The sequence below is a fragment of the Streptomyces sp. NPDC005728 genome (genome assembly GCF_040630895.1).
Classification (GTDB): Bacteria; Actinomycetota; Actinomycetes; order Streptomycetales; family Streptomycetaceae; genus Streptomyces.
Genome location: NZ_JBEXYL010000118.1, coordinates 1 through 21,847 on the forward strand (window position 1 = coordinate 1; position 21,847 = coordinate 21,847).

The following is a 21,847-nucleotide window of genomic DNA, read 5'->3' on the forward strand; positions in this document are numbered from 1 at the left end:
CTCTACGAGCACAAGGTGTTCGTGCAGGGCGCCGTGTGGAACATCGACTCCTTCGACCAGTGGGGCGTCGAGCTGGGCAAGGTCCTCGCCAAGCGCATCGAGCCCGCCCTGACCTCCGGCGCCGACGTGCCCGGTCTCGACCCGTCCACGACGGCCCTCGTCGCCGCCTACCGCACTCTCAGGAAGTGAAGCTGACATGACAGCCATGCAATTGGGCCTCATCGGTCTCGGCAAGATGGGCGGCAACATGCGCGAGCGGATCCGCCGCGCCGGCCACACCGTCATCGGCTACGACCGCAACCCGGACGTCTCCGACGTCAAGAGCCTGGAAGAACTGGTCGAGAAGCTCGACGCGCCGCGCACGATCTGGGTGATGGTCCCGGCCGGCACCGCCACCCAGACGGTCGTCGACGAGCTCAAGGACCTGCTCTCCCCCGGTGACGTGGTCGTGGACGGCGGCAACTCCCGCTGGACGGACGACGAGAAGCACGCCGCCGAACTCGGCATCAAGGGCATCGGCTTCGTCGACGCGGGCGTCTCCGGCGGCGTGTGGGGTCTGCAGAACGGCTACGCGCTGATGGTCGGCGGCGACAAGGAGCACGTGGAGCGGCTGCAGCCGATCTTCGAGGCGCTCAAGCCGGAGGGCCCCTACGGCTACGTCCACGCCGGCCGGGTCGGCGCCGGGCACTTCTCGAAGATGGTCCACAACGGCATCGAGTACGCCATGATGCAGGCCTACGCCGAGGGCTGGGAGCTGCTGGAGAAGGTCCACTCCGTGGAGAACGTCCGCGAGGTGTTCCGCTCCTGGCAGGACGGCACCGTCATCCGCTCCTGGCTGCTGGACCTCGCGGTCAACGCCCTGGACGAGGACGAGCACCTGGAGAAGCTGCGCGGGTACGCGGAGGACTCCGGCGAGGGCCGCTGGACGGTCGAGGCCGCCATCGACAACGCGGTCCCGCTCCCGGCGATCACCGCCTCCCTCTTCGCCCGGTTCGCCTCCCGGCAGGACGACTCCCCGCAGATGAAGATGATCGCCGCGCTGCGCAACCAGTTCGGCGGCCACGCCGTGGAGAAGAAGGACTGAGCAGCCGTGGGTGACCTCCTTCTGGTCCGCCACGGCGAGACGGAGTGGAGCCTGTCGGGCCGGCACACCAGCTGGACCGACCTGCCCCTCACCACGCACGGTGAGGAACAGGCCGAGTCCCTCGCCCCGCTCCTCACCGAACGGACCTACGCCCTCGCGCTGACCAGCCCGCTGGACCGCGCGATACGCACCGCCGGACTGGCAGGCCTGACCGGGGCCGTACCCGACCTTGATCTGCACGAGTGGGACTACGGCGGCTACGAGGGTGTCACCACCGTCGACATCCATCGCGGCCGCCCCGGTTGGGACCTGTGGACCGACGGCGTCCCGCCCGGCCCCGAGGGGCACCCGGGCGAGTCGCCCGAGGAGATCGGGGCGCGCGCCGACCGGGTGCTGTCCCGCGTGGAGTCGGCGCTCGCCACGGACACCGGTGACGTGATCCTGGTCGCGCACGCCCACTTCCTGCGGGTGCTCACCGCCCGCCGGCTGGGTCTGCAGCCCGCCGAGGGCCGCCTGTTCCAGCTGGCGACCGGCACGGTCAGCCGGCTCTCCACGGAGCACGGCCGGCCCGTCATCACCGAGTGGAACCGGCGCCCGTGAACAGCCCCTGCTGCGGCCCGGGTCACCCCGCGTGACCCGGGCCGCAGCGGGTCCACCGTCCGGTCGCCGGGCCCGTTGGCACCGGGCCCGTTGACGGCTGACGGCTGACGGCTGACGGCTGACGGCTGACGGCTGACGGCTGACGGCTGACGGCTGACGGCACACATCTGCCACGGCGCGCTCTCACGGGTGGCTCGGGCTCATCGGCGTACGGACACCGTCTGCCCCGGCTCACAGCCCACGGCGTGGTCCGGTCCGGCCGGTTGTGCGATGTCCGCCAGCATGTGGGCGGTGTCCGGCGTACGGCCCGTGAACAGGTGGAAGGCGTCCGCGGCCTGGAAGGCCGCCATCCCGCCGCCGTCCAGGACGGCGCAGCCCGCCGCGCGGGCGGCGTGCAGCAGCTCGGTCTCCAGCGGGCGGTGGACGACCTCGGCGACCCACAGCCCGGGGCGCAGGAGGTCCGCGGGCAGAGGCAGGCCGGGGTGGGCGGCCATGCCGGTGGGGTCGCGTGCACGAGGCCGCCGACGCCGGCGGCGCGGGTCAGCAGCTCCGCCGGGCGGTCCGGGGCCGCGGCGGCCGCCCGGCCGGCGCCGAAGTGCCGGTTCAGCGACCCGGCGAGGTCTGCTGCGCGCTCCGGCAGTGCGTCGACGACCGTGACCCGCTCGGCGCCGAGGGTGAGGGCGGCGTGGGCCACGGCCGCGCCCGCTCCTCCGGCGCCGAGCTGCACGACCTCCCGCAGGGGCGCGTCGGGCAGGCCGCGCGCGAACGAGGCGGCGAAGCCGGTGACGTCCGTGTCGTGGCCGACCGCCCGCCCGTCCGGCTCGAAGACGACCGTGTTGACCGCGCCCGGCGCCGCGGCCTGCGGGGCGAGCGCGTCGAGGTGCCCGGTGACGAGTTGCTTGCACGGGTGGGTGATGTTGAGCCCGTCGAAACCCAGGTCCCGGGCCGCCAGGACGAGATCCCCCACGGCCTCGGGCCCCACGCCGAGCACGTCGATGTCGATGAGCCGGTACAGGCAGCGCAGCCCCTGGCGGTCGGCCTCGCGTTCGTGCAGCGCCGGGCTGAGCGACGGGCCGATACCGGAACCGATCAGACCGACGAGATACGCGTCCTTGGCCACGGGGACCTCCTGCTACGGCTCGCTAATGTACGAACTGGTACGTTTGCTCTATCGGCCACCCTCTTCTTCGGGAAGACCCGGACGGGCCCGGCGGGCGCTCCTTCTACAATCTCCGGCACTGGCCCCCTGTCCGAAGGATCGCGATGACGAGCGTCGAAGAACCGGTACGCCCCGGCGGGCGGACGCGTGACGCCGCCCGCACCCGGGCCGAGATCCTCGACGTGGCCACGCAGGAGTTCGCGCGGGCCGGCTACGACGGCGCGCGGGTGGACGAGATCGCGGCCCGCACCCGCACCACCAAGCGCATGATCTACTACTACTTCGGCGGCAAGGAGCAGCTGTTCACGGCCGTGCTGGAGCGGGCGTACGGCGTGATCCGCGAGACCGAGCAGCGGCTGGACGTCGAGCACCTGGACCCGGTCGCGGCGATCCGGCGGCTGGCCGAGCTGACCTTCGACCACCACGAACAGCACCCGGACTTCATCCGGCTGGTCAGCATCGAGAACATCCACGGCGCCGAGCACATCGCGGCCTCCGAGAAGCTCGGGCGCATCGGTTCGCCGGCGCTGGACGTGATCCGCCGGATCCTGGCCGCGGGGCAGGAGTCCGGGCTGTTCACGGCCGATGTCGACGCGGTCGACCTGCACGCGATGATCAGCTCGTTCTGCTTCTTCCGGGTCGCCAACCGGCACACGTTCGGCGCCCTGTTCGGCCGCGACCTGGTGGACCCGGCGCAGCGCGAGCGCTACCGGACCATGCTCGGCGACATGGTGATCGCCTATCTCACGGCGGAGCGGGCCGCGGACTGACCGCCTCGCGCGCGGCCTCTTGACACGACGGATACGCGGGCGCGCCATTCCACCCGTCATGACTAACTATCCAGCGGGTTAATCAGCCGCCGAGATCCGGCCCTTCGCCCCGCCGCTCACTCCGCCCCTTCCCCGGGGTGGGGTTTCCCCGAAGGAGCACCGCCGTGTCCGCCCCCGCCCCCGCCCCCGCTCCCGACCCCGGCCCCGCCGCCGGGGCCCCGCCCGGCCGGCCGCGGAAGGCCGCCACGGCAGCCTGGATCGGCAGTGCCCTGGAGTACTACGACTTCTTCGTCTACGGCAGCGCCGCCGCGTCGATCTTCCCGAAGGTGTTCTTCGACGCCTCCGACCCGTCCACCGCGACCCTGCTGTCGCCGGCCGTCTTCGGGGGGCCCATGCGGCACGGCCGGTCGGCGCGCTGTTCCTCGCGCACGTAGGGGACCGGCTCGGCCGCAGGAAGATCATGGTGTTCACGCTGATCCTGATGGGCCTGTCGACGTTCCTGATCGGCTGTCTGCCGACCTGCGCGCAGGTGGGCACGGTCCCGGCGTCCGCCGTCCCGCGCGCCGGGCCCGGGGCCTGTCCGGCGGATCAGGCCCGGTTTCGACCGACGGCGCCTCATCGGCTCGGACGACCGACCGGGCCCCGCGATTCCGGCATGCCGCCGGACAGGCCACCTAGGGCCGTGGATGGCGCGGCTCGTACAGGCCGAGCCGGCCGCCGCCGGGCAGGCGCAGCCCGGTCACCCGGCCCCAGCGGGCCTCCTCGACCGGGAGCGCGAACTCCACGCCCTTCTCGGCGAGTTGCTGCCGTGTAGCGTCGAGGTCGTCGCACATCAGCATCAGTTCGTGCGACGGCTCGCCGTCCGTGGGATGGCAGGCCACCTCGGCGGGCGGCGCCTTGAAGATCAGCCAGCCGTGGCCCGCGTCGACGTGCGCCCACCCGAGGACGTCCCGCAGGAAGGCCCGGTCGGCTTCGGCGTCCCGGCTGTGGATCACTACATGTGCGCCATTGATCACGCGCGGAGGCTAGTGCGGGATGCCCCGCGGAACAAGCACCTCGGGCCGGGGCTCACCCGGAGGAGACCACCGCCGCGTCGAGCAGCGGACCGAGTTCGCGGACCGCGGTCGTCAGCGGGCGTACGTCCTGTTCGGCCCTGGCCATCAGGATCGCGCCCTCCAGGGTGCTGATCATCAGGGTGGCCAGGGAGTCGGCGCGGGCGGCCGGGACACCCAGGCCGGTCAGGGCTTCGGCGACCGGGCCGCGCCAGGTCGCGAACGCGGCGGCCGCCGCCTCGCGCGTGGAGGTGCCGGTGGCGGCGCAGTCGACGGTCGCGGCGGCGACCGGGCAGCCCGCGGCGAAGCCGTCCGCCTCGTACTCGTCCGTCCACTGGGCGGCCATCGCCGCGAACAGGCCGCCCGGCGTCGGCTCGTCCAGGCCCGCGAGGAAGCGGGCGACGCGCCGGCCGGCGTACCGGCCGGCCCAGCCCACGGCCTCGTTGACCAGCTGCTCCTTGCCGCCCGGGAAGTAGTGCTGGAGCGAGCCGCGCGGCGCCCCGGCGTAGGCGGCGACGTCCCGCATGCCGGTCGCGCCGACCCCGTCGCGCCGGATCAGCTGGGCCGCGCCGAACACCATCCGCTCGCGCGGTCCGTGCCGCGTCTGTGCCATGACCGACCTCCGCTCGCCTTCGCCCCACTCTATGACCGTCGTCATAACGCTCGCTACTATGACGGTGGTCATAGCCGGTCCGTCGAGCGAAGGAGAGCCCCCGTGAACGTCGGTTTCATCGGTCTCGGAGTGATGGGCCGGGCCATGGCGCTGCGCCTGGCGGCCGCGGGCACGCCCCTCGTGGTGTGGAACCGGACACCGGAGCGGGCCGAGCCGCTGCGCGCGGCCGGTGCGGAGGTGGCGGCGGACGCCGGCGAGGTGTTCGCTCGGACGGAGGTGGTGCTGCTGATGCTCGCCGACGAGGCGGCCGTGGACACCGTCCTCGGCCGCGGCACGCCCGCGCTGGCCGCGCGGGTCGCCGGGCGTGTCGTCGTCCACCTGGGCACGACCGCCCCCGAGTACTCGCACGCTCTGGAGACCGACGTCCGCGCGGCGGGCGGCCGGTACGTCGAGGCGCCCGTCTCCGGGTCCCGGGTGCCGGCGGAGCAGGGGCGGCTGGTGGCCATGCTGGCCGGCGAGGCCGGTGCCGTCGACGTCGTACGACCGCTGCTCGGACCGCTGTGCCGGGAGACGTTCGGGTGCGGTGCGGTGCCGGGCGCGCTGCTGATGAAGCTGTCCGTGAACCTCTTCCTGATCACCCTGGTGACGGGGCTGACCGAGGCGTTCCACTTCGCCGAACGGCAGGGTCTGGACCGTGGGTTGTTCCTGGACGTGCTGGACGCGGGCCCCATGGCCAGCGCAGTCTCCCGGATGAAGGCGCCCAAGCTGCGCGAGCGGGACTTCGCGGTGCAGGCGGCCGCCCTGGACGTGCTGAAGAACAACCGGCTCATCGCCGAGGCGGCCCGCAAGGCGCACCTGGCCTCGCCGCTGCTCGACGTCTGCCACGCTCTGTTCGAGGAGACGGTGACGCAGGGGCACGGCGGCGAGGACATGGTGGCGGTGCTACGCGCGATCGAGGCACGGACCACCGAGGCGTCGTAGTCGGGCCCAGGCCTTTGGACAGCCGGCCCTCCGGGAGTCAGCCCTTCGGGATGCCGTACACCCGCTCGACCGGCAGCCGCAGCACCAGCCGGCGGTCACGGACCATGGCGGCCCGGTAGTCGTCCCAGTCCGGGTGTTCGCCGGCGACGTCCCGGTAGAGCCGGATCAGCTCCTCGACGGTGTCGTCGTGCGGGTCCTCGGCGACCGGTGACAGTTCGGCCGTCCCCTCGGCGACCGCGTACGCCCAGCGGTCCTCGCTGGTCACGTGGTAGGAGGCGCGGGGGTCGCGGCGCAGGTTGCGGGTCTTGGCCCGGCCGTCGGTGACCGAGATCCGGATGACCCCCTCGTCGGGGTAGTAGACGTGGCTGACATTGGACAGCTGGGGGCGGCCGTCGCCCTTGAGGGTGACCAGCACCCCGCCCCGCGTCCCGGAGAGCAGCTCGATCAGTGCGTCCTGCGTCGGGTCCTGAGTCATACCTGGGTCAACTGGCCCGGCGGACCGCGCATTCCCCGCACGCAGACGTGAGTAGACATCGTCTACGCACTCCTGGTAGACACTGTCTATGCCTGAATCGTCCACGAGCGCATCCGAGACGGGGCTCCGGAGCCGTCTGATCGACGTCGGCGTGGAACTGGTTGCCGCCGAGGGCGCCCAGGCGCTGACGCTGCGGGAGATCGCCCGGCGCGCGGGGGTCTCGCACGGGGCGCCGCGCCGCTACTTCCCCACCCGTCTGGAGCTGCTGTCCGCCATCGCCCGGCGCGGGTTCGCCGACCTGGGCGAGCGGGCCCGCCCGGTACTCGACGCCGGCGGCGATCCGCGCGCGCAGGTGGCGGCGCTGGCCCGCACCTACCTCGAGTTCGCACGGGACAACCCCGGTATGTACGAGCTGATGTTCCGTCACGACCTGCTGGAGGGCGGCCACTTGGGGCTGCGCGAGACGAGCCTGCCGCTCTTCGGGCTGCTCGCGGACCTCGTCGGACGGGTCCGCCCGGACACGGACGCCCGGCGCGCGGCCGGTGCCCTGTGGGGGAATCTGCACGGCATCGCCCAGCTGTGGCGCTGGGGCAGTCTCCGACTGGCCACCGGCGACGAGGACTTCGGCCCCCTTCTGGACGCGGCGCTGCTGGCCCATCTGGGCCCGGAGGGCGGGCGGTGAACCGCCGGCTGACGCTGGTGAGCAGTGTGGCGGGCGCCGTGCTCGTCGCCCTGGACGGTACGGTCCTCACGGTCGCCCAGCCGTCCTTGCAGCGGTCGCTGCACGCGTCGTACGCGCAGGTGCAGTGGACCAGTACCGCGTATCTCGTGGCGGTGGCGAGTCTGCTGGTGTTCGCGGGGCGGCTCGGCGACCGGTACGGGCAGCGGCGGATGTTCGCGATCGGCATGCTGGGGTTCGGCGTGGCGTCGGCGGGTGTCGGGCTGGCGCCCGGGATCGGCTGGATGATCGGGCTGCGGGTGGCGCAGGGGGTGTGCGGGGCGCTGCTGCAGCCGGCCACGCTCGGCATGCTGCGGGCCGCCTTCCCGCCGGACCGGCTGGCGATGCCGCTCGCGGTGCGCACCGGTGCGATCGGCCTGGCGGCCGCGGCGGGGCCCCTGGTGGGCGGCGCGCTGGTGAGCGGGCCGGGCTGGCGTGCGGTGTTCTTCCTCGGGGTGCTGCCGGCCGTCGCCCTCGGGCTGGTGGCGCTGGTCCTGCCCGGAGAGGACCGCCCGCAGACCTCCCGCACGCCGTTGGACCTGCCGGGGGCGCTGCTTCTCGCCCTGACCCTGGCCGCTCTCGTGCACACGCTGGTCGCACGGCCCGTCTCCGGTGCTGCGGCGGCAGCCGGACTCGGGGGTGCCGCGCTCGCCGGTGCCGCCTTCGTACGGCACGAACGGCGGGTCGCGAGCCCGCTGCTGCCGCCCGGGGCGATCCGCTCGCCCGCGATCGGGGCCGCACTCGCCCTCCTGGTCGCCGCGTCGGCCTCGCTGTTCGGCACCCTGTTCGTCGAGACGTACGTGCTCCAGCGCCGGCTCGGCCTCGACCCGTTCCACAGCGCCCTGCGCAGCCTGCCGCTGGCGGTGCTGATGGTGCTGTCCGCTCTCCTGTGCCCGGTGATGCTGCGCCGGTTGGGTGCGCGGTGGACGGCGGCAGCGGCGACGGCGGTGCTCGCGCTCGGCGTCCTCGTCCTGTCCGGGGCCACCGGTGCCCTCGCCCAGTGCTCGGCCTTCGCGCTGCTGGGTGCCGGGTTCGGCACGGTGATGGTGACGGCCACTCATGTCGTCGTGCGGCACACGGAGGTGGCGGTGGCCGGGGTGGCGGGCGGTCTGCAGCAGACCGCGCTGAACGTCGGGCCGGCGCTCGGCGTGGCCGCGGGCACCGCGCTGATGGGCACGGGGCCGCGGACGGCGCTGCTGGTGCTCGGCGCCGTGGCCGCGCTCGCCGTGCCGGCCGCCCGCGCGCTGCCGGAAAGCGGCGTCGCGTCGCTCACACACACCCCCGACGAGCGGGTCCGGCCCGGTGTTCCTGCGCGACGATGAGGTGTGCGACGCGGCCGCGCACGCCGGACCGCGCGTGGACGACCTGAGCCCGAGGAGAGCGATGGCAGAGCTGCGACAGGAAGTCGACCCGGACGAGGTGGGGCTGGACCCGAAGGCGCTCGACCGCCTCGACCGGTACTTCGCCCACCACGTCGGCGAAGGGCGCCTGCCCGGCTACCTGGTGTCCGTGGCCCGCGGCGGCCGTGTCGCCCACCTCACCGCGTACGGCCACCGTGACCTCGCGGCGGGGCTTCCGGTCGGGGCGGACACCCTGTGGCGGATCTACTCCATGACCAAGCCCGTCACCGCGGTCGCGGTACTGCAACTGGTGGAGGAGGGGCGGCTGTCCCTGGACGACCCGCTCGACCGCCACCTTCCCGCATTCGCCGACCCGCGCGTGTACGAGAGCGGTCCGGCCACCGACGTACACACACGTCCCGCCGCCGGCCCGATCCTGATCCGGCATCTGCTCACCCACACGGCGGGCCTGACCTTCGGCTTCTACCACAAGCACCCCGTGGACGCCCTCTACCGCGAGGCCGGTCTGGAGTCGTCCGTGCCGCCGGGTGCGAACCTCGCCGAGACGATGGAGGTGTACGCCCGCCTGCCGCTGCAGTTCGAGCCGGGCACGCAGTGGAACTACTCGGTCGCCTCCAACGTACTGGGCCGGGTCGTCGAGGTGGTCTCCGGACGGCCCCTGGACGAATACGTCACCGAGCGGATCCTCCGCCCGCTCGGCATGACCGACGCCGGCTTCCACATCACCCCCGAACAGGCCGAGCGACTGGCCGAGTTGTACGGCGAGACGGAGGACGGCGGCATCGCGCCGATCCCGGGACTGCCGGTGCGGGGCCGGCCGCGGTTCCTGTCCGGCAGCGGCGGTCTGGTCGCCACGGCGCAGGACTTCCACCGGTTCATGGAGATGCTGCGCCGCGGCGGCGAGCTGGACGGCACCCGCCTCCTGTCCCCCGCCACGGTCGCCCTGATGACCCGCAACCACCTCCCCGACGGCGCCGACCTGCGCGCCTTCGGCGCCCCCGCCCACCAGGAGCGCGGCAAGGAGGGCCTCGGCTTCGGCTTCAACGTCTCCGTGGTCATCGACCCGGCCCGCACCCTGGCCCCGCAGGGCCTCGGCACCTACGGCTGGACGGGCGTGGCCACCACCGCCTTCTGGGTCGACCCGAGCCACGATCTGACCGTGCAGTTCATGACCCAGGTACGGCCGAAGACGCTGAAGGTCTTCCCGGAGCTGCGGCGCCTGGTGCACGAGGCGCTGGTGGACTGACGCCGCACCCGCAGGTGCGCATCGACGGCCGGCGCGGGCCGTGGACGTGGGCCGCTTCTCTTCTCTTGACCGGTCTTTTAACGACCGGTCTCGTGCTGACCGGTCTCCTGCTGACCGAGCCGCAGTGTGAAGCGCAGTCCCTCCTCCGCGAGTTCGGCCAGCCACGCGTCCGAGCGCTCTGCCGTCTCCGCCGCCCGGTTCAGACCGGCGGGCAGGGTGCCGTCGAGGATGTGGCGGACGCCGAGGGCGAGGGGCCGGGAGACGCAGCGGGCCATCGCCGACTCCTCGGCGTCGCCCACGAGGTCCATGAGGTAGCCGCCGGTCCAGGTGCGGTCCGGGCCGGCGTCCACTTCGAGGGACACCGACAGCACCACACGGTCGCGGTCCTCGTCGGTCGTCGGGTAGGTCGCCGCCAGTTCGCGGGCCAGAGCGGCGATGCGCTCGTCGTCGCCCGCTTTCAGCTCCTCGAAGACCGGCTCCCACGCCTTCAGCCAGCCGTCCAGGCGCAGGGTGCCCCGGACGAAGGTGCGCGGGCTCCAGGCGGCCGGAAGCCCGTACTGCGCGATGAAGGGGATGCTGTCCCGGTTGGGGTAGGCCTCGAAGGTCTCCCCGGCCAGGACGTGCGGCCGCGTCGCCTCCCAGGGCCGGCCGGCGGTGGTCTCGGTGCCGTCCTCCAGGTAACGGGCGGGCGACCGCAGCGCGTTGAGGACACCGAGGGGTGCCCAGCTGAAGCGGTACCGGAAGTCGTTCGGGACCGCCGGGACGCCGCCGCAGTAGGAGGTCAGCCGGTAGGCCGCCGGGGTGTCCGCGCCGACCTCCGTGCGCGCCCTGCCGATGAGGCTGTGTGCGAAGAGGTGGTCGATGCCCGGGTCCAGGCCGGCCTCGGTCAGCACGACCAGTCCGGCCGCCTCCGCCGCCGGAACCTGGTCCAGCACCTCGGGCGAGACATAGCTGGAGCAGGCGAAGTGGGCCCGCGCGCCCACGCAGGCGGACAGGAGTGCGGCATGCCCGGGTGCGGGCAGCATCGACACGACGACGTCCCCGGGCGCCAGTTCGGCGGCGAGCGCGGGCAGGGTGTACGCACGGGGCTCGGCGCGTCCGGTCAGGCCCAGGGCGGCGAGGGCGCCGGCCGCGCGGTCCTCGGTGCGGTGCCACAGCCGGACCCGCTCGGCCGTGCCGCACAGCACGGCCAGTCCGCTGCCGGTGGACAGTCCGGCACCGACCCAGTGGACGGTGCCGGACGCCGGGACGCGGTCAGTCATGGGGCAGCTTCCCTTCTTCGATGCCGAGTTCACGGCAGGCCTGGTGGAACCGGTCGAGGCAGCGCCCCCAGGGGCCCGAGGTGCCGAAGCCGAGCAGCGGGGGCAGGAGGGCCGCCGAGAAGTCGGTGCTGGACTCGCGGGGCAGCAGCGAGGGCAGGTTGTCGATGGCGATGAGGTCCAGCGGCGGCTCCTTGCGCAGCCGGCGCACCGGTTCCGTCCAGTCGGTGGTGCGGTCGTAGACGGGCAGGACGTTCAGCGGGGAACCGACGTCGCAGGTGACGTCGCTGAGGGTGCGCAGGCGGCGGGCCGGGTCGTCCAGGTCCGTCTCGCGCAGGAAGGGCGGGACCGGAGTGGTGGCGAGGACGCAGTTCACCGTCACGTCGTGGCCGAGCACGGCCGCCCGGTCCAGGTCGCGGGTCTCGGCCAGGTCCCAGCGGGTCGCAGCCACCCCCGCGGCGTCGAATGCCGCCGTGGCGCCGCGGCCGCTGCGGCCCAGCGCGCCGATCACCAGAGCGGTGAACTCCTCATCCCCGGCGGCGGGTTCGAGGGTGGCGTCCAGGTCCTCCTTGGTGGTGGGCCGAAGCGGCGCCACCAGCCGGCCCCGGTGCCGGAGCACGGCGAGCGCGGCGCCCAGATAGCCGGCCCAGAACCCGAAGGCGGCCAGCCTGCGACCCTGGTCGTCCACCAGGTACTCCAGGTCCAGCAGCGCTCCTCCCCCGGTCGCGAACCGGCCCAACAGTTCGGCCGCGCCCGGCTGTTGCTTGTAGGCGTGCCCGAAGAAGACGTGCCGGTGCGTCAACACCGAGGGCTCGTCGGGGAGTTCCTTGAGGCCGAGGATCACCGCGTCCGGCGGTGCCGTCACCCAGGAGCCCGTGGGGGCGCGGCGGCAGCCGGCCGCCTCGTACTCCTCGACGGGGAAGATCCGCTGCGGGGACTCCTCGACGGTCAGGTGCACCCCGCTCGCGGTCAGGCGGCGGGCGTCGGCGGGGACGACCGGCGTGCGCCGCTCGGTCGTACGGGCCTCGTGGCGCAGCCACAGGTGGAGCTCGCTCATACCAGGTTGGCCTCCGGGCGCGGGGCGTCGGCCGCGAACCGGCCGGCGCTCAGGGGGCGGACGTCCAGGAAGGGTACGCGGCCCAGGTACAGGTCGCGGACGATCTCGCCCACGGCGGGTCCCTGCAGGAAGCCGTGGCCGGAGAAGCCGGTCGCATACAGAAAACGGGATACCGAAGACGCCTCGCCGATCAGGGCGTTGTGGTCGGGGGTGTTCTCGTACAGGCCCGCCCAGCCGCCGGTGCGGCGCAGGTCGAGCAGGGCGGGCGCCCGGTGCTGCATCGCCTCGCACAACCGGGGGATCCAGCGGTCGTGGGTGTCGGTGGCGAAGCCCGGTCTCTCGTCCGGGTCGGACATGCCGAGCAGCAGGCCGGGCCCCTCGGCGTGGAAGTAGAGGCTGGTGGTGAAGTCGATGGTCATCGGCAGCGTGGGCAGCAGGCCGGGCACCGGTTCGGTGACGGCGATCTGGCGACGCAGGGGCTCCACCGGCAGCTCCACCCCCGCCATGGCGCCGACCGCCCTGGACCAGGCGCCGGCCGCGCAGACGACCGTGTCGGTGGCGATGCGGCCGAGGGTGGTGCTGACGGCGGTGACGGTGCGGCCGCGCAGTTCGATGCCGGTCGCTTCGGTGTGGCGCAGGATCCGGGCGCCGTGGGCGCGGGCGGCGGCCGCATACCCGTGGACGACCGCCTCGGGGGTGCAGTGGCCGTCGTCCGGGGACCAGGCGGCGGCCAGCAGTCCGTCCGTCGTGATCAGCGGGGAGAGCCGGCGGGCCTCCCGCGGGGTGAGCATCCGGCTGGGCACCCCCAGGGAGTTCTGCAGCCGGACCCCCGCCTCGAAGGAGGCGACCTGCTCGGGTGTGGACAGCAGGAACAGGTAGCCGACCCGGTGCAGCCCGATGTCCTGCCCGATCTCCTCCTCGAACCGGCCGAAGGCCTCCAGGCTGCGCGCGCCGAGCTGGATGTTCAGTTCGTCGGAGAACTGGGCCCGCACCCCGCCCGCGGCCCTGGAGGTGGAGCCGGCGGCGAGTTCGTCGCGTTCGACCAGGACGACGTCGCGCACTCCGGCGCGTGCCAGATGGTAGGCGATGCTGGTGCCCATCACCCCGCCGCCGATGACGACCACCCGGGCCTGAAGGTTCACGCGGCTGCCTCCTTCGCGGCGCGGATCACGGCCCAGGCGGCTGCGGCGTCCTGGATGCCGAGTCCGGTGCTGTTGTAGTAGACGATGTCCTCGGGTGCCGTGCGGGCGCTACGGCGTCCGGTGAGCACGTCACCCAGCGGGATCAGGGCGTCCGCGGTCAGCAGGCCGTCGCGCAGGGCGTCCACGACCGGCCCGGCGTGCCCGGCAGCAGTACCGGCGTCGTCCACGACGACGGCCGCGGCCCGTCGTACGACGTCGGTGTCGACCTCCCGGCGGGTGGGCTCGAAGGAGCCGACACTCACCACCGTGCAGCCGGGCGCCAGCCAGGCACCGCGCACCACGGGCGTCGTACTGAGCGTGCAGGCGGCGACCACGGCGGCACCGGCCACGGCCTCCTCGGCGCTGTCCACCGCCCGGACGGGGACGCCGAGTCCGGCGGCGAGGGTCCCTGCCGCGGCGGTGCGTCGGCTCGGGGTCGGGCTCCACAGCCGCAGCGCAGTCACCTCGCGCACCCGGGCGATCATGCGCGCGTGGGCGAGGGCCTGGGTGCCGGAGCCGAGCAGGGCCAGTTCCGTGCGGCCGGGCACCGCCAGGGCGTCCACGGCGACGGCGCTGCCCGCAGCCGTGCGCAGCGCGGTCACCGCCGTGCCGTCCAGGACGGCGGCGAGCCGCCCGGTGCCGGGGTCGAGCGCGGTGACGACCGCGTGCACGGTGGGCAGCCCGGCCGCGGCGTTGCCCGGGTTGACGCTGCCGAACTTCGCGACCGCCCCGGTGTCCTTCGACAGCCGGGAGACATAGGCGAAGACCACACTGTCGTCGAAGCGGCTCGGCTCCATGATCTTCCCGGGGAGATCGGCCTCGCCCGTGCCCAGCGCGGTGAAGGCCGCCCGCTGCGAGGCGATCGCCGCGTCCGCGCCGAGCAGCCGCGTCACCTCGGCGCCGGAGAGGAAGAGGACGTCGTCGTCGGTCATCCCCTGATCCTGTCCGGACAGCCGCCCCTCGAATCAGGAGCCGTGCGCGACCGCGTCCAGATGGGGCAGGATGTGGTCCATCCGCTCCCGCTTCGTCCGCAGATACGTGATGTTGCTCTCGCACGGCTCGATCAGCAGCGGCACCTGCTCGGCGACCTGGATGCCGTGCCGCACCAGCGCCTCCCGCTTGCGCGGGTTGTTCGACATCAACCGGACCGAGCGGACCCCGAGATCGTGCAGGATCTGCGCGGCGACACCGTAGTCACGGGCGTCGACCGGCAGGCCGAGCGCCAGGTTCGCCTCGACCGTGTCCAGGCCCTCCGCCTGCAGCGCCATCGCGCGCAGCTTCGCCAGCAGGCCGATGCCGCGGCCCTCGTGGCCCCTCAAGTACACGACGATGCCGCTGCCTTCGGCGACCACGGCCCGCAGCGCCGAGGCCAGCTGGTCACCGCACTCGCAGTGCTGGGAGCCGAACGCGTCCCCGGTCAGGCACTCCGAGTGCAGCCGGACCAGAACGTTCTCGGTGCCGATCTCACCGTGGACGAGAGCGACTTGCTCGTCACCGCGGTCGTGGTCCAGGTAGCCGATCGCCTGGAATTTCCCGTACACGGTGGGCAGCGGGGCATTCACGACGCGTTCCGCACCCGAACGCCGCGGGGACTTCTTGCCGAGGATGCCGATGTTTTCTGTCATGATCTGATTCCTAAGCAGAGACGAAGGGCCGGGAAAAGATGAGTGGTTCGGGCGCGCGTACGGCGGCATACGGGGTGATGCCGGCGGACACCACGGAGGACGTACGGATGCGGGGGGCGGGCGTTTCAGCACAGGTCGCCGTCCTGCCCGTCGGCAGCTTCGAACAGCACGGCCCCTGGCTTCCGCTGGCGACGGACACGCTCGTCGCCTGTGCCGTGGCGCGGGAGATCGCCGCCGCGTACCCGGTGCACCTCCTTCCTCCGGTGACCATCTCCTGCTCGCACGAGCACGCGGCCTGGCCGGGGACCGTCAGCATCTCCTCCGTGACCCTCCATGCGGTGGTACGGGACATCGCGGCGTCGCTGCGCCGCTCCGGTGTCGACGCGCTCGTCGTGGTCAACGGGCACGGCGGCAACTACGTGCTGGGCAACGTCGTCCAGGAGGCCTCCGCGCGCGGGGAGAAGGCGGCGCTGTTCCCGGCCGCCGAGGACTGGGAGGAGGCAAGGCAGCGGGCGGGGGTGCACACCTCGCTGCTCACCGACATGCACGCGGGGGAAATCGAGACCTCCATTCTGCTGCATGCTCATCCCGAATTCGTCCGCCCTGGTTACGAGTCCGCCGATTTCACCGCGGACGACCGTCGTCATCTGCTCACCGTGGGAATGTCCGCCTATACCGAATCGGGCGTCATCGGCCGTCCTTCCCTGGGGTCCGCGGAAAAGGGGAAGGAACTGCTGGCGAGCCTGACGGAATCGTTCGGCGCGATTTTCGCGCTGCTCACGTCCGCCGACGGGACGGGCGCGGTACGGGAGTAACCGCGCAGCCCGGTGTACCAGCGGGCGACGAGGACGACGGCGCCGGGCAGGCTCGCCACGAAGCTCAGCACGCCGTACACGACGGCCACGGCCACTCCGCTGCTCGCGCCGAGCCCGGCGGCGCCGAACGCCCAGGCGGTGACGCCCTCGCGGGGGCCGAAGCCGCCGACGTTCAGCGGCAGGCCCATGGCGACCAGGGCGAGGACCGCGAGCGGGAGCAGCACCGCGACGGAGGCGGCGGATCCGGCGACCCGGGCCGCCACGACGAACGTCGCCAGGTGCCCGGCCAGGATGACGGCCGAGGACAGCGCGACGCCCGGCCCGGCCTGACGGGACAGCAGCCCCTGCCGCACCTCGCCGAGGCCCCTGCGCAGGGCGCCGCCGGGGCCGGAGGCCGCGCGGTTCATCCGGACGGCGAGGACGACGGCGAGCGCGCCGGCCGCGGCGAGGGCCGTCGGCGGGGCGAAGGTGCGGGCGTCGTCCCGCACGGGCGAGGGCAGGGTCAGCAGCACCGCCGCACCGAACACGGTCAGCGCGATCTGCCCGGCCACCCGCTCCAGGACGACCGCCTTCACCCCGCGCCGGATGTCCCCGGCGCTCTGCCCGTGCCGGACCGCCCGGTGCACATCGCCCAGGATTCCGCCGGGCAGGGCCGCGTTCAGGAACAGCGCCCGGTAGTAGTCGGCCACCGCGGGACCCAGCGGCAGCCGGATGCGCAGCCCCCGGGCCACCAACTGCCAGCGCCACGCGCTGAACACGGTGGTGACCACGCCTGTGCCGAGGGCCGCGAGCAGCGTCACCGTGTCGATCCGCCGCAGCCCGTCGAGCAGCACGCCGGTGCCCGTCCGCCAGACCAGGACGGCAAGGATGGCGACACCGGCGACGGTGCCGACATGGGTGCGGACGGCACGGGAGGTGAGGCGGGAGCGGAAGCGGCGGGGAGCCTCCTGGTCCGCGGGCACGGGGGCGTTCCGCACCCGCACGGGAGCGGTGCCGCAGCTCTCCACGCGCGCGCGTGTCGTGCCCTGGGCCGTCACACGTGCGTGCGCCGCCCGTGTCGTACCGAGTGTCGCGGCGGCTCCCACCGCCTGGCCGCTCATGACGTCCCGCCCGTCGGCCGGGCCAGGGCCAGCAGGTCGTTGTGGTGGACCACGACCCGCAGCTCACCGGCCTCGCAGGCGGCCAGACGCTCGCGCAGATAGCGCGCGGCGCGCTCGCGCAGTTCGGGCCGCTGCTCGACGGCCGCGCCCACCCAGCCGCGCAGCCACTGGGCGGTCAGCGCGGACTCCTCGGGGCCGAGCCGCCACGGGCTCGGGTTCACCCGGACCGTCGCCCCGCGCTCGGAGAACGCCTCACAGGCCACCGTGACCGCGTCCGGGCCGAGCAGCCCGGCACGCCGCTGGTGGGCGTTGAACGCCTCGGTGATCTCCGCGTCCAGCGGGTCGGACGGGGTGAGTTCGACGCGTCCGGCGACGGACAGGGTGAGCAGGGCCGGGCAGCCCGCTCCGGCGCAGGCGTCGGCGAGGGCCTCGATCTCCTCGCGGGTGAGGACGTCCAGCAGCGCCGACGCCGTGACCAGGGAGGCCCCGCTCAGCGCGTCCGGGGTGAGCCGGGCGACGTCGGCGCGCCGCGTCTCGACCGAGACCCGGCTGCCGTCGGAGGCGGAGCGCGGGGAGGCCACGGCGGCGAAGTGCAGCAGGTACGGGTCGCGGTCGTGCAGGATCCAGTGCTGGGCGCCGTCCAGGCGGCCGGCGAGCCAGCGGCCCATCGAGCCGGTGCCGCAGCCCAGGTCGTGCACGACCAGACCGCCCGCCCGGCCGGGCAGATTGGCCAGCCGGATCCGCAGCGGGTCGAGCAACTCCTCGGACCGGGCGGCGGCGTCGGCCCCTTCCCGCAGCTGGAGCCACTCGGGCGCGTACCGCGGCGGCTCCTCCTCTCCCCCGGCGTCCCGCAGCCGTACGGTGGCCCGCTCGCCGGGCCGGGCGACGGGGCCGGCGCCTGCGATCACGTCGTCGGGGTCGTCGTCCCGCGACCCGGCCGACTTCGACTGCTGCTCGCCGCCCCGGGACCCGGCGTCCACCAACTCCCTCTCACCCTCCGCGGATCCGGCTGACTTCGGCTGCTCCCCGCCGCCCGGCGCGCCGCCGGGCGGTGTGAACTCCGCCTCGCTCGGCCCGGGCTGGGCCGGGATCCCCCCGGTCACGGTCCTGGTGTCGCTCATGCCGCCCTCCTGGGTGCCTCGGGGAGCCGGCCGAGGACTGCGGCCAGGCTGCGGGCGGTGGTCGCCCAGCCGTCGAGGGCCGCGCGGCGACTGCGTGCGGCGGCCTTCAGACGGCGGCGTACATCGGGTTCGCCGAACCAGCCGCGCAGTTCGGCGGCGAGCGCGGCGGGGTCCTCCGGCGGCACGAGGATGCCGGGGACGCCGCCGTCGGGGGCGCGGCCGACCGCCTCGGCCACACCGCCGACGTCGGTCGCCAGCACCGGGACGCCGCGGGCGAGCGCCTCGGTGATCGCCATGCCGTACGTCTCCGCGTACGAGGTGAGGACCATCAGGTCGGCCGTCGCGTAGGCCGCGTCGAGTGCGGCGCCGGCCTGCGGTCCCGCGAGCCGCAGCCGGTCCTCCAGGCCGTACTTCCGGATCAGGTCGCGCAGGTGGGCGACGTACTCCGGGTCGTTGGTCAGCCCGCCGACGCACACACAGCTCCACGGCAGGTCGGTTACTGCGGCCAGCGCCTCCACCAGCCGGTGCTGGCCCTTGCGCGGGGTGACGGCGGCGACGCAGAGCAGCTGGGTGACGCCGTCGGTGCCGGGCGCGAGGGGTGCGATGTCGGCGCCGGGGGCGGCGACGTGCACCCGGTCGGGGGTGAGGCCGTGGTGGGAGACGAGCCGGCGGACCGCCCAGTCGCTGGTGGCGATCACCGCGGGCACCGCCCGCAGCACCGCCCGCTCGCGGGCGTCGAGGTCGGCGGCCACGGCGGCGTCGAGGCCGGTCTCGTCGCCGAGCGGCAGGTGCACCAGCACCGCGAGCCGCAGGCGTTCGGCCTCGGGGACGACGACCTCCGGGACGCCGCAGGCGACCAGCCCGTCCAGCAGGACGACGGTGTCGTCCGGCAGGTCCCGCAGGGTGCGGGCGAGCGCGTCGCGCTCGGCCCGGGCGGGGCGCGGCCAGTTGCCGGGCACGGCGTGCCGCACGGCCTGCCAGCCGAAGCCCGGCAGGTCCAGGCAGACCCGGCGGTCGTAGGCGTTGCCGCCGCTCGGCGCGGTCGGGTCGTCGACACCGCCCGGCATGACGAAGTGCACGGTGCGCAGGGACATGGGGACGATCCCGACGTTCTCGGCGGCGAAGGAGGCGGTGGCGGCGGTGGGTTGCGCGGGCACGTACGCCAGCCGTGCGTTCTCGGTCTTCTCCAGGGTCACATCGGTCACAGGGCACGCTCGTAACTCGCCCAGGCGATGTGCGACTCGTGCAGGGCGACGGCGAGGCTCCCCAGGCCCTTGGCGCCCTCGCCGAGCGCGCCCTTGTGGACGCGTTCGGCGAGCCGGTCGGCGATGACCTTGGCCAGGAACTCCGTGGACGTGTTGATCCCGGCGAACTCGGGCTCGTCGTCGAGGTTGCGGTAGTTCAGCTCGGCGACCACGGCGCCCAGTTCCTGTGTGGCCAGGCCGATGTCGACGACGATGTTGTCCTCGTCCAGCTGCTCGCGGCGGAAGGTGGCGTCCACGAGGAACGTGGCGCCGTGCAGTCGCTGCGCGGGTCCGAACACCTCGCCGCGGAAGCTGTGGGCGATCATGATGTGATCGCGGACGGTGATGCTGAACAACGGACGACCCTCCAGGTGCGGCGCGTCTGGTGCCCCCGGCGGTTCCCTGCCGGGGGTTGCCGTGTAGTACGGCTCTTCGCTTCCCCGTGTTCAGCCTCCCCTCACTCTTTTCTCAGGTCAGGCCGTTGCCGGTGTAGCTGATGCGGTGACACAGGGCGGGGATCTCGCCGGCGGCGAGGCGTGGCATCAGCTCCGGCAGCTCCGCGAAGGTGCTTTCGCCGGTGATGAGGGCGTCCAGGGCCGGGTCGGCGAGCAGGTCGAGGGCGAGGGCCATCCGTTCGGCGTAGCCGCGGCCGGCGCGTGCGGCCGGGGAGACGGTCCCGACCTGGCTGCTGCGCACGGTGAGCCGGCGGGAGTGGAAGGCCTCGCCGAGCGGCAGGGCGACGCGCCGGTCGCCGTACCAGCTCAGTTCGACGACCGTGCCCTCGGCGGCGAGGAGTTCCAGGGAGCGGGTGAGGCCCTGTTCGGTGGCGCTGGCGTGGACGACGAGGTCGCAGTCGCCGAGGGCGTCCCCGGGTGCGGCGAAGTCCACGCCGAGGGCCTCGGCGGTCTTCGCGCGGGCCGGGTCGGCGTCGACCAGCTGCAGCCGCACGCCCGGGAAGCGGGCCAGCAGGGCGGCGACCGAGCAGCCGACCATGCCGCCGCCGACCACCGCGATCCGGTCGCCGATCAGGGGCGCCGCGTCCCACACGGCGTTCACCGCGGTCTCCACGGTGCCCGCGAGCACGGCCCGCGCGGCGGGCACCCGCTCGGGTACGACGGTCACGGCGCTCACCGGAACGGCGTAACGGCTCTGGTGCGGATACAGGCAGAAGACCGTACGCCCGAGGAGCGTCTGCGGGCCCTCCTCCACGACGCCGACGTTCAGGTAGCCGTACTTCACCGGCCCGGGGAAGTCACCCTCCTGGAACGGCGCCCGCATCGCGGCGTGTTGGGACTCGGGGACCCCGCCGCGGAAGACCAGGGTCTCCGTGCCGCGGCTGACCCCGGAGTACAGCGCGCGGACCACGACCTCGCCCTCGGCCGGCTCCGGGAGGGTGACGTCGCGGATCTCTCCGTGGCCCGGGGAGCGGAGCCAGAACGCGCGGGCCGACCGGTTCATCGGCATCCTCCTGAACGATCGGGAAGTTGTTCACGTACCGAGAAGTGCACAGGCCGCGCACAGTACGCGGCGTTGATCGACTCTGTCACTCGGCCGGAGGAATGCGCGGTGGCCCTGAACAACACCTTTGACGCGAGGCTCCAGCAGGAGACCGCCGTGGGAGCGGGCGTGCAGATCCTGCTGCTGGCTCTGCTCGGCACGGCGTTCGGCATGGGGACGGCCGGCTGGCTGACCGGGCTCGCCTTCGCGTTCGCCACCTGGGCGGTCCTCTCCCGTGCCCTGCACCGCTCCCGGCTCAGCTCGTTCGGCCCCGCCAACCGGGTCACCCTCGGCCGGGCCACCCTGGTCGGCGGGGTGACGGCGCTGGTCGCGGACTCCTTCGAGAGTTCGCCGCCGGTCACGCTGCTGGTCGGCCTGACGGCCGTGGCGCTCCTCCTGGACGGCGTGGACGGCAAGGTGGCCCGCCGCACCGGCACCTCCAGCGCGCTCGGCGCCCGCTTCGACATGGAGGTCGACGCGTTCCTGATCCTGGTGCTGAGCGTGTACGTGTCCATGCGGTTCGGCCCGTGGGTGATCCTGATCGGCGGCATGCGGTACGCGTTCGTCGCCGCGGCCCGTGTCGCCCCCTGGCTGAACGCCCCGCTGCCGCCGTCCTTCGCCCGCAAGACGGTCGCCGCGCTCCAGGGCATCTGCCTGCTGCTGGCGGGCGCCGAACTGCTGCCGCACGCGGCCGACCTGGCGGTCGTGCTCTTCGCGCTGGGTTCGCTGGTGTGGTCGTTCGGCCGGGACGTGCTGTGGCTGTGGCGGACCTCCCGTACGGCTGCGGAGCCGGTACCGGCGGAGCCGAGGCTGCTGGAGCTGGCGGGCCGCTGAGGGCGCCCGGGACAGTGGGAAGGGCCCGGACCGACTGCCGGTCAGGGCCCTTGCG

The 21,847-nt window shown here is 73.7% G+C and carries 21 protein-coding genes and 4 pseudogenes; 11 read left to right on the forward strand and 14 right to left on the reverse strand.

Annotated features, from left to right (window positions below; genetic code table 11):
* The 3 genes and pseudogenes from ABZ471_RS41645 to ABZ471_RS41655 form a co-directional block, all read left to right on the forward strand.
* Nucleotides 1-189: pseudogene (locus tag ABZ471_RS41645) on the forward strand (glucose-6-phosphate isomerase); the annotation flags it as partial.
* A 16-nt stretch (nt 190-205) separates the two neighbouring features.
* Nucleotides 206-1,084, forward strand: a complete 879-nt coding sequence (gene gnd, locus ABZ471_RS41650) for a phosphogluconate dehydrogenase (NAD(+)-dependent, decarboxylating) (RefSeq protein ID WP_359074219.1) — start codon at nt 206-208, stop codon at nt 1,082-1,084.
* 6 nt (nt 1,085-1,090) lie between these two features.
* Complete coding sequence (locus ABZ471_RS41655; protein ID WP_359074189.1) at nt 1,091-1,684, forward strand: histidine phosphatase family protein; 594 nt, start codon at nt 1,091-1,093, stop codon at nt 1,682-1,684.
* A 200-nt stretch (nt 1,685-1,884) separates the two neighbouring features.
* Here ABZ471_RS41655 and ABZ471_RS41660 read toward each other — a convergent pair.
* Nucleotides 1,885-2,804, reverse strand: a pseudogene (locus ABZ471_RS41660) (shikimate dehydrogenase).
* A 143-nt stretch (nt 2,805-2,947) separates the two neighbouring features.
* On the opposite strand from ABZ471_RS41660, the gene ABZ471_RS41665 reads away from it, so the two are divergent.
* Both ABZ471_RS41665 and ABZ471_RS41670 read left to right on the forward strand, forming a co-directional pair.
* On the forward strand, nt 2,948-3,613 hold the full coding sequence (locus ABZ471_RS41665) for a TetR family transcriptional regulator (RefSeq protein ID WP_359074190.1): 666 nt from the start codon (nt 2,948-2,950) through the stop codon (nt 3,611-3,613).
* 164 nt (nt 3,614-3,777) lie between these two features.
* Nucleotides 3,778-4,154: pseudogene (locus ABZ471_RS41670) on the forward strand (MFS transporter); the annotation flags it as partial.
* A 133-nt stretch (nt 4,155-4,287) separates the two neighbouring features.
* Here ABZ471_RS41670 and ABZ471_RS41675 read toward each other — a convergent pair.
* Both ABZ471_RS41675 and ABZ471_RS41680 read right to left on the reverse strand, forming a co-directional pair.
* Nucleotides 4,288-4,629, reverse strand: coding sequence for a VOC family protein (locus ABZ471_RS41675; protein WP_359074192.1), 342 nt, complete (start codon nt 4,627-4,629; stop codon nt 4,288-4,290).
* Nucleotides 4,630-4,681: 52 nt separating this feature from the next.
* Nucleotides 4,682-5,278: a TetR/AcrR family transcriptional regulator gene (locus tag ABZ471_RS41680; protein WP_359074193.1), complete on the reverse strand. Its 597-nt coding sequence runs from the start codon at nt 5,276-5,278 to the stop codon at nt 4,682-4,684.
* On the opposite strand from ABZ471_RS41680, the gene ABZ471_RS41685 reads away from it, so the two are divergent.
* Complete coding sequence (locus ABZ471_RS41685; RefSeq protein ID WP_359074195.1) at nt 5,261-6,259, forward strand: NAD(P)-dependent oxidoreductase; 999 nt, start codon at nt 5,261-5,263, stop codon at nt 6,257-6,259. The two genes, ABZ471_RS41680 and ABZ471_RS41685, sit on opposite strands and share 18 nt — an antisense overlap.
* A gap of 37 nt (nt 6,260-6,296) precedes the next feature.
* Here ABZ471_RS41685 and ABZ471_RS41690 read toward each other — a convergent pair whose 3' ends face one another.
* Nucleotides 6,297-6,734 carry a PPOX class F420-dependent oxidoreductase gene (locus ABZ471_RS41690; protein WP_359074196.1) on the reverse strand — a complete coding sequence of 146 codons (438 nt, stop codon included), beginning with the start codon at nt 6,732-6,734 and terminating at the stop codon, nt 6,297-6,299.
* An 88-nt stretch (nt 6,735-6,822) separates the two neighbouring features.
* On the opposite strand from ABZ471_RS41690, the gene ABZ471_RS41695 reads away from it, so the two are divergent.
* The 3 genes from ABZ471_RS41695 (at nt 6,823) to ABZ471_RS41705 (ending at nt 10,059) form a co-directional block, all read left to right on the forward strand.
* Nucleotides 6,823-7,416, forward strand: a complete 594-nt coding sequence (locus ABZ471_RS41695) for a TetR/AcrR family transcriptional regulator (RefSeq protein ID WP_359074197.1) — start codon at nt 6,823-6,825, stop codon at nt 7,414-7,416.
* Nucleotides 7,413-8,774, forward strand: a complete 1,362-nt coding sequence (locus ABZ471_RS41700; RefSeq protein WP_359074199.1) for an MFS transporter — start codon at nt 7,413-7,415, stop codon at nt 8,772-8,774. Before ABZ471_RS41695 ends, ABZ471_RS41700 begins: the two co-directional genes overlap by 4 nt.
* 61 nt (nt 8,775-8,835) lie before the next feature.
* Nucleotides 8,836-10,059: a serine hydrolase domain-containing protein gene (locus ABZ471_RS41705; RefSeq protein ID WP_359074201.1), complete on the forward strand. Its 1,224-nt coding sequence runs from the start codon at nt 8,836-8,838 to the stop codon at nt 10,057-10,059.
* A 77-nt stretch (nt 10,060-10,136) separates the two neighbouring features.
* Here the strand turns inward: ABZ471_RS41705 and ABZ471_RS41710 are convergent, their stop codons facing one another.
* The 5 genes from ABZ471_RS41710 to ribA are packed head-to-tail and all read right to left on the reverse strand — an operon-like array spanning nt 10,137 to nt 15,181.
* Entirely contained in the window at nt 10,137-11,321 is a 1,185-nt protein-coding gene (locus ABZ471_RS41710) for a saccharopine dehydrogenase family protein (RefSeq protein ID WP_359074202.1), read from the reverse strand.
* Nucleotides 11,314-12,375, reverse strand: a complete 1,062-nt coding sequence (locus tag ABZ471_RS41715; protein ID WP_359074204.1) for a saccharopine dehydrogenase — start codon at nt 12,373-12,375, stop codon at nt 11,314-11,316. Before ABZ471_RS41715 ends, ABZ471_RS41710 begins: the two co-directional genes overlap by 8 nt.
* Nucleotides 12,372-13,517 (reverse strand): FAD-binding oxidoreductase, encoded by a 1,146-nt coding sequence (locus ABZ471_RS41720; RefSeq protein WP_359074206.1) that lies wholly within the window; start codon nt 13,515-13,517, stop codon nt 12,372-12,374. The genes ABZ471_RS41715 and ABZ471_RS41720 overlap by 4 nt, the downstream gene beginning before the upstream one ends.
* Nucleotides 13,514-14,488: an ornithine cyclodeaminase family protein gene (locus ABZ471_RS41725; RefSeq protein ID WP_359074207.1), complete on the reverse strand. Its 975-nt coding sequence runs from the start codon at nt 14,486-14,488 to the stop codon at nt 13,514-13,516. Before ABZ471_RS41725 ends, ABZ471_RS41720 begins: the two co-directional genes overlap by 4 nt.
* A gap of 33 nt (nt 14,489-14,521) precedes the next feature.
* Complete coding sequence (ribA, locus tag ABZ471_RS41730) at nt 14,522-15,181, reverse strand: GTP cyclohydrolase II (RefSeq protein ID WP_359074208.1); 660 nt, start codon at nt 15,179-15,181, stop codon at nt 14,522-14,524.
* A 38-nt stretch (nt 15,182-15,219) separates the two neighbouring features.
* Between ribA and ABZ471_RS41735 the strand changes: the two genes are divergently transcribed.
* Nucleotides 15,220-15,996 (forward strand): creatininase family protein, encoded by a 777-nt coding sequence (locus tag ABZ471_RS41735; RefSeq protein ID WP_359074210.1) that lies wholly within the window; start codon nt 15,220-15,222, stop codon nt 15,994-15,996.
* 101 nt (nt 15,997-16,097) lie between these two features.
* Here the strand turns inward: ABZ471_RS41735 and ABZ471_RS41740 are convergent.
* From ABZ471_RS41740 to ABZ471_RS41760, 5 genes and pseudogenes are all read right to left on the reverse strand, one after another.
* Nucleotides 16,098-17,096 (reverse strand): annotated as a pseudogene (locus ABZ471_RS41740) (lysylphosphatidylglycerol synthase transmembrane domain-containing protein); the annotation flags it as partial.
* Nucleotides 17,093-18,217, reverse strand: a complete 1,125-nt coding sequence (locus ABZ471_RS41745) for a class I SAM-dependent methyltransferase (protein WP_359074212.1) — start codon at nt 18,215-18,217, stop codon at nt 17,093-17,095. The pseudogene ABZ471_RS41740 and the gene ABZ471_RS41745, both read right to left, overlap by 4 nt.
* Complete coding sequence (locus ABZ471_RS41750; protein WP_359074213.1) at nt 18,214-19,422, reverse strand: glycosyltransferase family 4 protein; 1,209 nt, start codon at nt 19,420-19,422, stop codon at nt 18,214-18,216. The genes ABZ471_RS41745 and ABZ471_RS41750 overlap by 4 nt, the downstream gene beginning before the upstream one ends.
* Nucleotides 19,419-19,817, reverse strand: coding sequence for a 6-carboxytetrahydropterin synthase (locus ABZ471_RS41755; RefSeq protein ID WP_359074215.1), 399 nt, complete (start codon nt 19,815-19,817; stop codon nt 19,419-19,421). The genes ABZ471_RS41750 and ABZ471_RS41755 overlap by 4 nt, the downstream gene beginning before the upstream one ends.
* 112 nt (nt 19,818-19,929) lie before the next feature.
* Nucleotides 19,930-20,919: a zinc-binding alcohol dehydrogenase gene (locus tag ABZ471_RS41760; RefSeq protein ID WP_359074216.1), complete on the reverse strand. Its 990-nt coding sequence runs from the start codon at nt 20,917-20,919 to the stop codon at nt 19,930-19,932.
* A 108-nt stretch (nt 20,920-21,027) separates the two neighbouring features.
* Here ABZ471_RS41760 and ABZ471_RS41765 point away from each other — a divergent pair, with 108 nt between their 5' ends.
* Nucleotides 21,028-21,792 carry a CDP-alcohol phosphatidyltransferase family protein gene (locus ABZ471_RS41765; RefSeq protein WP_359074217.1) on the forward strand — a complete coding sequence of 255 codons (765 nt, stop codon included), beginning with the start codon at nt 21,028-21,030 and terminating at the stop codon, nt 21,790-21,792.
* The last annotated feature ends 55 nt before the right edge of the window (nt 21,793-21,847 follow it).

Bases quoted from the DNA above. Each gene is read 5' to 3' on its own strand.
- gnd (WP_359074219.1), top strand. From the start codon at position 206: ATGCAATTGGGCCTCATCGGTCTCGGCAAGATGGGCGGCAACATGCGC.
- ABZ471_RS41665 (WP_359074190.1), top strand. From the start codon at position 2,948: ATGACGAGCGTCGAAGAACCGGTACGCCCCGGCGGGCGGACGCGTGAC.
- ABZ471_RS41680 (WP_359074193.1), bottom strand. From the start codon at position 5,278: ATGGCACAGACGCGGCACGGACCGCGCGAGCGGATGGTGTTCGGCGCG.
- ABZ471_RS41690 (WP_359074196.1), bottom strand. From the start codon at position 6,734: ATGACTCAGGACCCGACGCAGGACGCACTGATCGAGCTGCTCTCCGGG.
- ABZ471_RS41695 (WP_359074197.1), top strand. From the start codon at position 6,823: ATGCCTGAATCGTCCACGAGCGCATCCGAGACGGGGCTCCGGAGCCGT.
- ABZ471_RS41705 (WP_359074201.1), top strand. From the start codon at position 8,836: ATGGCAGAGCTGCGACAGGAAGTCGACCCGGACGAGGTGGGGCTGGAC.
- ABZ471_RS41710 (WP_359074202.1), bottom strand. From the start codon at position 11,321: ATGACTGACCGCGTCCCGGCGTCCGGCACCGTCCACTGGGTCGGTGCC.
- ABZ471_RS41715 (WP_359074204.1), bottom strand. From the start codon at position 12,375: ATGAGCGAGCTCCACCTGTGGCTGCGCCACGAGGCCCGTACGACCGAG.
- ABZ471_RS41725 (WP_359074207.1), bottom strand. From the start codon at position 14,488: ATGACCGACGACGACGTCCTCTTCCTCTCCGGCGCCGAGGTGACGCGG.
- ribA (WP_359074208.1), bottom strand. From the start codon at position 15,181: ATGACAGAAAACATCGGCATCCTCGGCAAGAAGTCCCCGCGGCGTTCG.
- ABZ471_RS41735 (WP_359074210.1), top strand. From the start codon at position 15,220: ATGAGTGGTTCGGGCGCGCGTACGGCGGCATACGGGGTGATGCCGGCG.
- ABZ471_RS41745 (WP_359074212.1), bottom strand. From the start codon at position 18,217: ATGAGCGACACCAGGACCGTGACCGGGGGGATCCCGGCCCAGCCCGGG.
- ABZ471_RS41760 (WP_359074216.1), bottom strand. From the start codon at position 20,919: ATGAACCGGTCGGCCCGCGCGTTCTGGCTCCGCTCCCCGGGCCACGGA.